8 protein-coding genes are annotated in these 12,277 nt (G+C 56.7%); 3 read left to right on the top strand and 5 right to left on the bottom strand.

The genetic code is table 11. The features are described 5' to 3' along the window. Nucleotides 1-25: 25 nt before the first annotated feature. Complete coding sequence (gene alaS, locus DYY88_RS01425) at nt 26-2,665, bottom strand: alanine--tRNA ligase (RefSeq protein ID WP_039724634.1); 2,640 nt, start codon at nt 2,663-2,665, stop codon at nt 26-28. A 706-nt stretch (nt 2,666-3,371) separates the two neighbouring features. Between alaS and DYY88_RS01420 the strand changes: the two genes are divergently transcribed. Further along, nucleotides 3,372-3,962 (top strand): hypothetical protein, encoded by a 591-nt coding sequence (locus DYY88_RS01420; protein WP_039724635.1) that lies wholly within the window; start codon nt 3,372-3,374, stop codon nt 3,960-3,962. Nucleotides 3,963-3,988: 26 nt separating this feature from the next. On the opposite strand, the gene DYY88_RS01415 is transcribed toward DYY88_RS01420, so the two are convergent. After that, entirely contained in the window at nt 3,989-5,305 is a 1,317-nt protein-coding gene (locus tag DYY88_RS01415) for a tetratricopeptide repeat protein (RefSeq protein ID WP_039724636.1), read from the bottom strand. A gap of 139 nt (nt 5,306-5,444) precedes the next feature. Between DYY88_RS01415 and hemC the strand changes: the two genes are divergently transcribed. Together hemC and DYY88_RS01405 are read left to right on the top strand one after the other, a co-directional pair. Then, nucleotides 5,445-6,419, top strand: coding sequence for a hydroxymethylbilane synthase (hemC, locus tag DYY88_RS01410; RefSeq protein ID WP_044150301.1), 975 nt, complete (start codon nt 5,445-5,447; stop codon nt 6,417-6,419). An 18-nt stretch (nt 6,420-6,437) separates the two neighbouring features. Further along, nucleotides 6,438-7,382 carry a lysophospholipid acyltransferase family protein gene (locus DYY88_RS01405; protein WP_039724637.1) on the top strand — a complete coding sequence of 315 codons (945 nt, stop codon included), beginning with the start codon at nt 6,438-6,440 and terminating at the stop codon, nt 7,380-7,382. Between the two features lie 328 nt (nt 7,383-7,710). Here the strand turns inward: DYY88_RS01405 and DYY88_RS01400 are convergent, their stop codons facing one another. From DYY88_RS01400 to DYY88_RS01390, 3 genes are all read right to left on the bottom strand, one after another. Next, complete coding sequence (locus DYY88_RS01400; RefSeq protein WP_130199293.1) at nt 7,711-9,054, bottom strand: hypothetical protein; 1,344 nt, start codon at nt 9,052-9,054, stop codon at nt 7,711-7,713. Nucleotides 9,055-9,089: 35 nt separating this feature from the next. Beyond that, on the bottom strand, nt 9,090-9,857 hold the full coding sequence (locus DYY88_RS01395) for a precorrin-2 C(20)-methyltransferase (RefSeq protein ID WP_044150299.1): 768 nt from the start codon (nt 9,855-9,857) through the stop codon (nt 9,090-9,092). A gap of 63 nt (nt 9,858-9,920) precedes the next feature. Further along, nucleotides 9,921-12,131: an APC family permease gene (locus tag DYY88_RS01390; protein ID WP_039724639.1), complete on the bottom strand. Its 2,211-nt coding sequence runs from the start codon at nt 12,129-12,131 to the stop codon at nt 9,921-9,923. Nucleotides 12,132-12,277: the final 146 nt, after the last annotated feature.

Raw genomic sequence — 12,277 nt, 5'->3', positions numbered from 1 at the left:
TCATGAGGATGAAGCCCTGGCAGGATTAACCCAAGGCGTCCAGCAGCTGTTGTTTGGCAGTCGTCAGCGCTTCCGGTAGTTTCGACGCATCGCGGCCACCGGCTTGGGCCAAATTGGGTCGCCCGCCGCCGCCACCGCCACAGAGCTTCGCGATCGCGCCAATAAACTTACCCGCCTGCAACTTTTGCTCAATCACTTTGGGACTGAATGCGGCGACCAGACTCACTTTGCCTTCCTCTGGCACCGAGCCGAGTACCACTGCGCCTTCACCGAGCTTTTGCTGCAGCCGTTCCGCTGCGGTCTTCAGCGCATCGGGGGCGACTCCGGGCATTTCTGCCACGAGCACTTTCAGACCGCCCACCGTTTCTGCGTCATCGACCAGCTGATCTGACTTGACTACGGCCAATTCTGACTTCAGCGCCTCCAGTTCTTTTTGGGAAGACTTGAGTTCCGTTTGCAAGCTGGTAATGCGATCGGGCACCTCTTCCGGCTTCACTTTGAAGCGCTCGGACAAGTCACGCACGACGGTATCGCGCACGTTCAAGTAATCCAATACTGCTGGCCCGGCGACGCCCTCAATGCGACGAATGCCCGACGCCACGCCCGTTTCTGAAATGATTTTGAACAGGCCAATTTCTGCTGTGTTGCTGACGTGGGTGCCGCCACACAACTCCATCGACACGCCGGGGAAATCGATCACGCGCACCTCTGCGCCGTACTTTTCGCCAAACATGGCGATCGCGCCCCGCTGCTTGGCCTCCTCAATGGGCATCTCTTCCACCGTGGCCCCATGACCCTCGGCAATCCAGGTGTTGACCTGTTCTTCGACCTGTTGAACTTCTTCAGCCGTCAAGGCGCGAGGACAGTTAAAGTCAAATCGCATCCGGTCAAAGGCCACCAGTGACCCCGCCTGAGAAATGGTGTCGTCCACGATCTTTTTCAGCGCCGCCTGCAGCAGGTGCGTGGCCGTGTGGTTGGCCATGGCGCGACGACGACAGGCTCGGTCAATCTGAGCGGTGACTTGATCGCCCACCTGCACGGTGCCCCGCTCCACGCGACCCAGGTGGAGGAAAAAGTCGCTTTCCTTCTGGACATCCTCCACGCGAATGACGACGTTATCGCCGGAGAGGTAGCCGCGATCGCCAATCTGGCCCCCGGACTCCGCATAAAACGGCGTCTGATCCATGACGATCTGCACTTCGGTTCCCGCTTCCGCCGCATTTTGGGCAATGCCTGCCACCAAAATCGCCTCGACCTTGCTGGTGCTCACCGGGTCGGTATAGCCCAAAAACGCCGTCGAGTGAACGCTTTGAGCTAAGGCATCCAAACTGCCCTGCGCTGTCAGGTCAATGGTTTCGTGGGCATCTTTCGAGCGTTGGCGCTGCTGCTCCATCTCGGCTTCGAACCCAGTGACATCCACTGTCAGCCCCTGTTCTTCGGCGATTTCCTGGGTCAGTTCCAGCGGGAACCCGTAAGTGTCGTACAAGACGAACGCATCGGCCCCTGAGATTTGTTGAGGCTGCTTGGCCAAAATCTCCGCCAGCAGCTTTTCGCCGCGCTCCAGCGTTTCTAAAAAGCGGGCTTCTTCCCGCTCCAGTTCCCCCTTAATGGCGGTCTCGCGATCGCGCACATTGGGGTAGACGTCTTCCGACATCGCGATCGCGGTCTCCGCCACCTGATTTACAAACGCGCCGTCAATGCCGATCAGTCGCCCGTGGCGCACCACCCGCCGAATCAGTCGCCGCAAAATGTAGCCGCGCCCGACGTTCGACGCCGCGATGCCATCAGCAATCATGTGCACAACGGCCCGCACGTGGTCGCCAATCACCTTGAGGGAAACCTTGGTGGTCTCGTCGCACTGGGCGTAGTCCAGCCCTGCAATTTTCGCCGCCGTCTCAATGATGGGGAAAATTAGGTCGGTTTCATAGTTGTTCGGCTTCTTTTGCAGAATCTGGGCCATGCGCTCTAGGCCCAACCCCGTATCAATGTTTTGCTTTTGCAGGGGCGTCAGGTTGCCCTCGGCATCCCGGTTGTATTGCATAAAGACCAGGTTGTAGAACTCGATAAACCGCGAGTCATCTTCCAGATCAATTTCGTCGTCCCCCAGTTCGGGATGAAAGTCGTAATAAATTTCTGAGCAGGGGCCACAAGGCCCGGTGGGGCCGGAGGTCCAAAAGTTGTCTTCCTCATCCATGCGCAGGATGCGGTGGGGCGGCACTCCAATCTGGTCGCGCCAGATGGCAAAGGCTTCGTCGTCTTCTCGAAAGACGCTGACTACCAGCCGTTCCGCCGGTAGTTGGAAGACTTCGGTGGAGAGTTCCCACGCCCAGGCGATCGCCTGCTCTTTGAAATAGTCGCCAAAGCTAAAGTTGCCCAGCATCTCAAAAAACGTATGGTGCCGGGCGGTGCGTCCCACATTTTCAATGTCGTTCGTGCGGATACATTTCTGCGAAGTGGTGGCGCGATCAACTTCCGCCTGTCGCTGTCCTAAAAAGATGGACTTGAACTGCAACATGCCCGCGATCGTCAGCAATACGGTCGGGTCTTCAGGCACCAGCGACGCACTCGGCAAGATCTTGTGCTGCCGCTCCGCGTAAAACTCTAGGAAGGTTTTGCGAATATCCGCTCCACGGGTCACCACGGACTGAGACTGAGATGTAGGCATAGGACGATGGGCAATTCTGGCGCAAGCAAACTTGACAACTATTTATCTATTGTGAGGGATGTTAGCCCATCTGGTAAGGAAAGCCCAAACAAACTCATGGAACTCAGAGCCGTCGAAGTCTCGACCAGTCTCTGTGGTAGCCGTGCAAAGGCTTCGGGCACAAATTAAGTGTTTCTTGGGAGTTGCCAGTGATGAAAGTTGAAAGCGGTGGTGATTACTGTCGGTTGGGGGGAGTGCTCAAATCCATCATCTGTATGAAGGACACTGTGCGGTTTTGTCCTCTGAGGCCATACGATGCAGTCAACCAGTATCCAGAGTAAAGTTCCGTAACATCCCCTAACTCTGTCATATTGATCACCTGCTTTAACCCAGCAATACGGGCGTTTCTAGGGGTAGGGCTAACCCCTCTGTGCAAAAAAGCAGGATTTGGTAAAGTGGCTCCACAGTTATGAAAACTCAGGTGCATAGTGCTTGGTCAGTAGGCGATCGCCATTCGCAGGTGGCTTTGAGTTCCCGGTCAGTCACATCAGCCATAAATCTGTAGTGCCGACTCATGTTTTCTTTAACGGCAACTTTATTTTGTTTTATGCGGAACCATTGGAAGCCCGTTTGTAGCTAATCTCAGCCAATGAAATTGCTGGCTATTTTGACCATCATCGCGCCCATGTAGTTCATATCGGTGCATCCATTTATTGAGAGCATACCCATGAGTGAGTCCACTAATCCTGCCATTCCCAGCAATGCTGAGCAGCAAGCCCAACTCGATCTGCTGCACTCCGTTTTAGGCTCGACCCCAACTGTGCCTTGGCATCCATATAGCCCTGCCGCCTCTCAATATTTTGACCAACTCGAGCAAGCGGTGGCGGATGAACTCGGTGACGACCTCGAAATCGCTTCACAATGGTCGCAGGTCTCAGCGTTAGCGGCTGCCTTATGGGAGTCGGCGGATAGTAGCTTGCTGACCACCCTGGCTCAAAAGTTCGGGACTCGTATGCCGCAGGCATTGCTGGCGCAGTTAGCGACGCAGGTGCAAGCTGTGGCGCACAATGGTCAGTCGCTGATGGACCAACTGGTGACTGCGACTCAGGCAGTGCTGACAGATTTAGCCGTAGACGACCTGCAAGTGGTAGCCCGCCCCATGGCGATGGCGATGCGTAGTGGCAAAACCGAGTCGGTTGACACCATTGTGCAGTCGGTTCGGGCGGCTGATTGGGCCGACCTGTCGGAAATGGAACAAGCAAAACTGAGTCTCGCGATCGCCCGCTATGCCTTAGCTGAAATCGAAGCCGAAGGCTGATGGGGGCTCAGCGACAGGTCAGTAGTCTATGAACGCTGATTGCCCGTCCAAAGGGTCGGATCTCGCAGTGGCTCCACCGGACTAGCCAGGTGATTGACCAATGGCAAGACTTCGAGGCGACCTTGCTCTAACAGCAGCGTTTGCAGCCGCAGCTTAAAGTAGCGTTCGCGATGGTGCAAATGCTCGGCAATGATCAGGGCTTCTTTGTAAGCCGCGATCGCGCTATCTGGCAAGTCTTGCGCCTCGTAAAGTTGGCCTAAGTGATCAAAGGTCTGCATCAGGCCATACCCGTTATACGAGAGCCGTTCCACGGCTAAGCGCTGTTCATACAGATACTGCACATCTTCGGGTTGGTCATCCGCTAGGTACAGGGCAGCCAAATCTTGCAGCGCGTCGCTCGCCACATCCGTTTGCGCTTGCGCCAACGCGCCAGAGTAGGTGGCGGAATAGTAGTTTTGCGCTTCGGTGAGCTGCTCAAGATCGCGAAAATTGCGGGCGATCGCGAGTGTGAGCGCCGGTATCGGCTGTGGTTGCAGCGTCTCTTCATACTTACCCACCAGGCGACGTTGATACTCAATGGTCGTCGCGAGCTCGCCCAAATCTTGATAATTGCGAATCACCCCTTTGAGATATTCGATTGCCAGTAAATCGTCTTCATCCGCAAAGTCCAGCAGAGCCTCATAGGTCGCCGCAGCGGGCGCAAACCGAAACCAACTTTCTCGCAGACTCGCGAGGTTTTCGAGAATCTGCTGCTGGGCTTCGCGATCGCCCGCTTGCACCGCTCGCTCCAGCAAAATCTCATAAACCGCTACGGCCGCATCCACATCTCGCAGCACTTCAAAAGCCGCCACTAATTCGCCAATCAGTTCCAGATCGGGCACTGGTTGAGCCAGCAATTCGGCCTGAATTTCTTGCAATCGCAGACTCAGCAATTGCACTTCATCGGCCTGTGAATTTTCCCACAGGCGCAGTCCCACCCGTTGAATGGCTGCGAGTTCTGCTTCAATCCCTAAGATGCGCCGCAGTCGTACCTCCCGCATCCAGTCGATCACTACCTCTTCCGTTGCTCCCTCTTCGAGATAACGGGCTTCAGTCTCCAGTGCGAGTTCATCAAGTTCAGCCGCGAGCTCCCGCCTTTCGAGCGGACTCAAGGGACGTTCCACCGCAAACTCAGGCAGGAGCGGATCGCGCGGTTCCGAAAACTCTGGATCAGAGAGAAACTGCTCCACGAGGCTGGGGGCTAGCTGGGCCTCAGCCAGACGTGGTTGCCCCGCCCAACTAGTCGCAGTGAGCGCGATCGCCACCAGCCAGCGACGCCAAGATCGAGAATGGGTGTTTGCCATGATTGCGAAGCAACTTCACGTTCGTTTACAGTCCCCTTACCAAACCAGAAAGAGGAAACAATTGCGGTAGTCTTAAGATCTTGCAGTTTTTCTGCGCAATATCAATCCCTAGACGACTTTAGCAAGCCCATAAGTTTCCATGACTTCCACGGTTCCAACGCCCACCGCTACTCCGACCCGCACCATCCGCATTGGTTCTCGCAAGAGTCAATTGGCCCTCGTGCAAACCTACTGGGTCCGGGATGAGTTGCAAAAACAGTTCCCTGACCTGACCTTTGAAGTCACGACTATGGATACCCAGGGCGACAAGGTATTAGATGTCTCCTTGTCCAAAATTGGGGATAAGGGGCTGTTTACCCAAGAACTGGAAGATGGCATGTTGCAGGGCAATATTGACTTTGCCGTGCATTCCCTCAAAGACCTGCCGACCCGTTTGCCCGAAGGGTTGATGCTGGGCTGCATTACCGAGCGGGAAGACCCCGCTGATGCCCTGGTCGTTCACGAAAAGCATCAAGACAAGCAGCTCGACACCCTACCTGAAGGTGCTGTGGTGGGGACTTCTTCGCTACGACGTCTGGCGCAACTGCGTCACCATTTTCCTCACCTCACCTTCAAAGACATTCGCGGCAACCTCAACACGCGCCTGCGCAAGCTCGATGAAGGTCAATACGACGCCATTATTCTCGCGGTTGCGGGTCTGGAACGACTGGGGATGGGCGATCGCATTCATCAAAACATTCCCGCTGACATTTCCCTCCATGCGGTCGGTCAAGGGGCTTTAGGTATCGAGTGCCGCGAGGGCGACACCGACATTCTCAATGTCATCAAGGCCTTAGAGCACAGCGAGACGGCCTATCGCTGCTTGGCCGAACGAGCCTTTTTGCGTGAATTGGAAGGGGGCTGTCAGGTCCCCATCGGCGTCAACACCGTGTTGGACGGCGAGACTCTGACGTTGACGGGCTTGGTTGCTAGCCTGGACGGACAAACCTTGATTAAAGAACAAATTCAAGGGGCTCCTAGCGAAGCGGAAGCGATGGGCACTGCCCTTGCCAAAAGCGTTCGAGGGCAAGGGGCTCAGGCTATTTTGGATGAAATCAACGCAGCCAATCGATAGGAAATCGGCCAATCGAGCATGACGAAGCCAACTGAGGCGGAATTGCCGTCAGCCGAGATCGAGTCTGTGGAGTTGACCCCTGACGTCGTGCAGCGAGTGCGCGAGGGGTTAGCAGCGGCTCGCAATCCCAAAGTCCAGCACCACACGCAAACCGCCCTCACTCAAATTGCGGCGGTGGCTCAAGGGCAGGCCGACCCTCGGGTGAGCGGGCGCTTTCGCCATTGGTTGCTAAAACGCTTTATTCGGCTGCTATTTCGCGTTGAGGTGGAGTCACCCGAGAAGATTCCCCAGGGGCCAGTGGTGCTGGTGGCGAATCACCTCAGCCACCTCGATCCGTTTTTGATTTTGGCGGCGGTGCCTCCTCACCCGTATTACTACATCTTGGGGGATGCTCGCACGCTGTATAACAAGCGTTGGAAACGCTGGGTGGTCGGCCAGTCAGGGGGCGTGATTCCCCTGGAACGCTGGTGGAAAGAAGAAGTGGCCGTGATGCATCAAGCAGAGAGCGATCGCCCCGACCTGAAAGAACTGGCGGACGCGATTAAAGCTGATGTGCCGAACGGCAGCTCCATCAAACAAATGCGCCAGATCGACCAGGCGGTGCAGGCGATTTTGCAGCGGGGGGACGGTCTGATGCTCTTTCCTGAGGGGCGCTTGGGTGGGCAGGAAGGTCAGCTGCATCTGCCGCTGAAACGGGGCACGGTGATTTATGCCATGCGATCGGGGGTGCCGATTGTGCCCGTGGCGATCGCGGGGACTAAAACCCTCTTTCTTCGCAAACGACTGCTCCTACGCTTTGGTGACCCGCTGACCTTGGGCCAACACACCCGTCCCAAACGAGCCGACATTGACGATGCGCTGAGTCAACTCGAAACGGCCATGCTCGACCTCTTAGCCAGCGACTATCAGGAGCCTGCTGGGGCGAAACCCTTACAAAATTGGCTCAACCATCTATTTTGGTAACTCGTGCTGCGTTCACAATGCGGATGGGGCGTCGGTCGTCAGACGTGAGGTGTATTTGCTCGTATAGCTGTTGGCAGATAGCTCCGTTCATCTCATCTCCTTGCCAGAAAAACGAGGGGATTAGATGAGGACGGAGGATTTTAACAAATCCAAGTTTTGCATCTTGCCTGTCCCGGGACAGCCGAGACGGCTGTCCACACTTAGATTAAATTCCCATTCAAACTTTGGGGCTCTCGACACCTGACTGTGGATTGCTCTATGGGTAGGCAGCGGCTTTGGGAAAATCGAGACGAGCACCGCTCTCGTCTATCAGTCGCTTACAGAACTTTTAGTCTTCAGATGAAGCGTCTTCTGAGGGCGCTGCGGGGCTATTAGGTTCGTCTGCCGTTGCCGACTCAGCATTGGAAGGGCGATCGCGTTCCTCCGTCGCGGCGGGCGATCGCAGCTTGTCTAGACTTGTCGGTTTATCTTCTTCAGCGGTATCTCGTTCCGGCTCGGTGGCTGCATCTGCTCCCGGTGTTCTGGGTCTGCGGTTGCCGACCTCAACACAGTTGCCGGGCTCGTAGGCCACCAACACCTCAAACTGGTAGCCAGTGAAGCTTTCCACAGTGGAAAAATCCAGAGTTTCGATATAGGCAATGGCCTGTTGATTGAGGCCCAGATACCCCGTACTGCGAATCACAGTGGGTTCTCCCAATAATTCGCCCGCCGGACTCACCCAGGCACCGATCAAGCCCTTTTGCGGTTCTTTGGTCAAACAGATCCCCGCATCATGTTCAATTTCTAAAGTGAGGGGGCGACGAATGATACCTGCCACTAGCGCCTCTTCCGGATCGGTGGTTTCATCCTCGTCTGAGACTGGCGTCAAGATCCCGGCGGTTGCCGCCGATTCAAAGGCGCTGCCAATGGCGTCGGCGTCGCCGATTTCTAAATCTCGGGCAAAGGTTTCGCCTGTGTCTAACCACTCGCCATAGCTGTCATTGACCTGATCAATATTCGTCCTGTCCGCGTCAAAAGTGTACGCCTGCAAACGTTCTTCGAGGGGTAGGGTATCGGTGGGGTTGCTATTCGCCGCGATCGCCTCAGCCTCTGCTTGTGAAACGGGGCTTGAGTCATCATCATCAGGACGGAGAGCCGCTGCACCAGGGGGCTGATTGGGCGTCGTTCCGCCGGGTGTCACGGCGTCTGGATTGGCCGGCTCGGTGCCGGTGCTGCCGATCGGCGGCTTGCCGCCCGACAGCGGGAACGGCGAGCGGGGTCGGCCAATGCCGCTGATGTTAAACGGTAGATTGTAGGCTGACGGCGGGGAATTGTTGCGCCCTGGAGATAATAAGGGTTCGGAATTGATGACGCGATCGCCGCCTGACGAGTTATCGCCTTCGAAGAGGGGCGACAGGGGATCTAAACTACCGAACTCGTCGAAGTTGTAGAAAGAATTCGAAAAGTCTGGCAGCCGCTCTTGTTCCGCTGCTGTCAGCTCAACCAGGGGCACGTTACGGCGTTCCGCTTCCAAATCCGCTTCGGTCAGTTGCTCAAACCCGAGACTCGGAAACGTCGGGCCAGCGGCAAACAAGACGCCGTGGAATCCCACTGAGATAGCTCCGGCTAACCAGGTCGGTTGGAGGAATTGTCGCCAGTTAAATCGTGACGATAAAGGTGAGTTGGCAGTCATGAACGCGATCGCTCCCTTAAGCCCAGACGCGATAATTATCCTAGACGGAAATCTGGACGCTGTGTTGCGGGCAGCGCAGAAGATGACCGATCGCAATTAATCATCATGAGCGAAAAATAAGGTAGATCCAGGTGGGGGCGATCGCTCAAATCCGTATAAATTTGCTCGTCGATCTGGGTCGCCCGCACAATCACGCGGCTATGGGCGAGCAAATCCCGACGCTGCAAAATTTGCCAGGCCTCGGCATACACCGACGCCACCTTCATCAAGACCACGACATCGGCTTGATCCAGGGCGGTTTCGAGGTCAGCGATCGCATACAGTGCGGGCAACACCAGCAGCCGCTGCTGCAAGATCGTGAGCGGCAGACCTAACTGGGCCGCCGCTGCCAAAGGAGAACAGACTCCGGGCACCGTGGCTACCTTGGCCTCAGGATGGTGTTGCTGCAAGGTCTGCGCCAGATACGTAAACGTGCTGTAAAAACTGGCATCCCCCTCGGTGGCGAACACCACGTCTTGACCCGTTTTTAGATATGACCATACGGCTTGGGCCGCTTGTGACCACGCAGCGGTGAGCACTGCCGCATCTTGCACAAAGGGAAACGTCAGCGGCAGTTGCACTTGCTCAGGAGCCAGCAGGGGCTGAATAATCTTTTGCGCCACGCCGGGTTGTCCCTGTCGTCCCGCCGGAAACGCCACCACGGGACAGGTTTGCAACAGTCGCGCCGCTTTGAGGGTAAGCAATTCGGGGTCGCCGGGCCCGGCACTGATGCCCCAGAGTGTCCCAGTTGATTGTTCTGCCATCACACCTTTATGCCGCTAAGCATTGCCGCCGCGCTTGTTTGCATCGCTGGGGAACGCCTCAACTTATTCCTTTTGCAACACATCCGAAAAGTCGAGCTCTTCCGAGGCCATTACCAATAACGTGTTAGGCAACGGGGTAATGCGCTGCTGCAACTGGGCGTAGTAGTCAGTAAAGCTATCCACCGCATCGGGGGTCGCGAGCCCCAGCAGCACGAGATCCGCCGTCTGCGAGGAAATCAGTAAAATTTCGTCGAACGATCGCCCTTCCGACACAATCACCTGAGAAACTGCCCCAATTCGCAAGCTCTCCGTCAAGCCCTCCAAGTTTTTTTCGGCGGATTCGGCGGCAGCGGCATCGGGGACGACGAGTTTGAGACAAATCTCGGCATTGCGCCAGGCCCAACTCGTCCTCAACAGGTAGGCCAAAATCAGCATCAGCCCGCCGTTGGATTGCAGACCGCCCCACCACACGTCGATGCGGCGAAAGCGCGCCGGGCGGCGTTGTACCAAGGTGAACTGTTCGGGACTGCTACGCAAAATCGCCACGTTGCGCCGGGCCTGGTGACATTGGGCGACGAGATCGCTGAAGCGATCGCGCCCCTCAGGATTTTCCGTATCCCCCAGCAAAATCGTGTTGGGCAATAACGGCCCGATGCCGTAAGCCTCGATCAACTGCTTCATCCCCTGAAAGGGATCGGGAGCCGTCACCAGCCGCACAAACGCCTGAATCCCGCGCTTTTCCAAATAATCCTGTAAGGTGGCTTCCAGTTTTTCTTGCCGACCCACGTCGCGACTGCCCTCGGGCAGCACACTCGCCACGGTGAAGAGACCCCGCTTGTGGGTGAGGGCATCCGCCATATCCAGCAAGTGCCAGCGTTTGGTCGGCGCGCCGGAGAACACGAGCAAATGCGGTCGCCAGTTTTTGGAATCCAGCGGCCCCTTGATGCGAAACAGGCCCGTGCGAATCAGGGTCATCCACGCACCCTGACGCACATCGCCCCAGGTGCCTTCAATTTCGCGCCGTTCGAGCCAGAGATAAATGCCGAGGACGATCGCCGCCGCCACCACCGTCGCCACGGCGTTGATCAAAAACATGATGCTGATGCAGCCCACCGCCCCCAGCAGCGAAAGAATCCACGGCACCTTAAACGTGGGGCGAAAGGAGGGGCTGCGCAGAAAGCCCTCGATACCTGCCGACACATTGAGCACCATGTAAGTCGTGAGGAAAAACATGGTCAGCACCGGAGCGATCAAATTCAGGTCGCCAATGGTGACCGCCGCCAGGGCAATGCCCAGGGTGAACAAGGTGCCCAAGCGGGGCTCGTCGTTGGGGCCTTCGCCTTTGCCGAGCCAGCGCATCGATTTGGGGATCACGCCATCGCGGGCCAGGGCCTGCAATACGCGGGGGGCCCCGAGAATGCTGCCGATCGCACTCGACAGGGTCGCGCCCCAGACCCCCAGCAAAATGGAGTCACCCCATAGGGCGATGCGGCGCATGATCAGCGGGTCAGCAATCATGGAAGCCGGATCGGCCCGGAAATAGAGGGTCAGCGGAATCAGCATGTAGATGAGATAGCCTACCCCAATGGCGGCGAGCGTCCCCACCGGAATTGCCCGCGACGGATTCTTCAAATCGCCGGACATGTTGACGCCGGACATAATGCCCGTCACTGCTGGGAAAAAGACCGCCAACACCTCCCAAAAGCCCACGGAGCCGACTTCTACGGAGTCGGCGGCGGCGGTGGGTTCGGTCGAATGTCCAAAGACCAGGCAGACCAGCGAGAGGGCGATCGCCGCCATAATGAAGTACTGGGCTTTGATCGCGATTTCGGCGGACTGCAACGCCAGCACCGTCACCAGCACCGTGACGATCAGCGCCACCAGCGTCAAATTGAGGTTGGGGAAAATGCGCACCACACTCTCGGCAAACCCCAGGGTATAGAGGGCCACTGATAGCGCCTGGGCGAAAAAGAGCGGAATACCGACCGCGCCCCCGGTTTCGATGCCGAGGGAGCGACTGATCATGTAGTAGGCGCCGCCTGCTCGCACGACTTGGTCGGTGGCGATCGCGGAAATCGAGAGCCCCGTCAAAAACGTAATGCTGGTGGAAATGGTGACAATCAGCAGCGTATTGGCTAGGCCCACATGTCCCAACACCCAACCAAAGCGGAGGTACATGATCACCCCCAAAATGGTGAGAATTGAGGGGGTAAACACCCCACCAAAGGTTCCCAGCCCCGTGGCCTCGTCCGCAGTTTGAGACTTGGTTGTCATCAGGCCCGAATCAGAGCTGTGTTGAGACATAAAAATACACGGCAAAAAGAAAGAAGTCGAGAGCGTGCTAAACCCAGTTTGGTGATTAACCCCTGCCAGCAAAAAAGATTGTACGATCGCGCACGACGATCACTGCTCTATCCAAG

This window comes from Leptolyngbya iicbica LK (genome assembly GCF_004212215.1).
Classification (GTDB): domain Bacteria; phylum Cyanobacteriota; class Cyanobacteriia; order Phormidesmidales; family Phormidesmidaceae; genus Halomicronema; species Halomicronema iicbica.
This window is presented reverse-complemented; position numbering and strand designations above follow the sequence as displayed.

Bases quoted from the DNA above. Each gene is read 5' to 3' on its own strand.
- alaS (WP_039724634.1), bottom strand. From the start codon at position 2,665: ATGCCTACATCTCAGTCTCAGTCCGTGGTGACCCGTGGAGCGGATATT.
- DYY88_RS01420 (WP_039724635.1), top strand. From the start codon at position 3,372: ATGAGTGAGTCCACTAATCCTGCCATTCCCAGCAATGCTGAGCAGCAA.
- DYY88_RS01415 (WP_039724636.1), bottom strand. From the start codon at position 5,305: ATGGCAAACACCCATTCTCGATCTTGGCGTCGCTGGCTGGTGGCGATC.
- hemC (WP_044150301.1), top strand. From the start codon at position 5,445: ATGACTTCCACGGTTCCAACGCCCACCGCTACTCCGACCCGCACCATC.
- DYY88_RS01405 (WP_039724637.1), top strand. From the start codon at position 6,438: ATGACGAAGCCAACTGAGGCGGAATTGCCGTCAGCCGAGATCGAGTCT.
- DYY88_RS01400 (WP_130199293.1), bottom strand. From the start codon at position 9,054: ATGACTGCCAACTCACCTTTATCGTCACGATTTAACTGGCGACAATTC.
- DYY88_RS01395 (WP_044150299.1), bottom strand. From the start codon at position 9,857: ATGGCAGAACAATCAACTGGGACACTCTGGGGCATCAGTGCCGGGCCC.
- DYY88_RS01390 (WP_039724639.1), bottom strand. From the start codon at position 12,131: ATGACAACCAAGTCTCAAACTGCGGACGAGGCCACGGGGCTGGGAACC.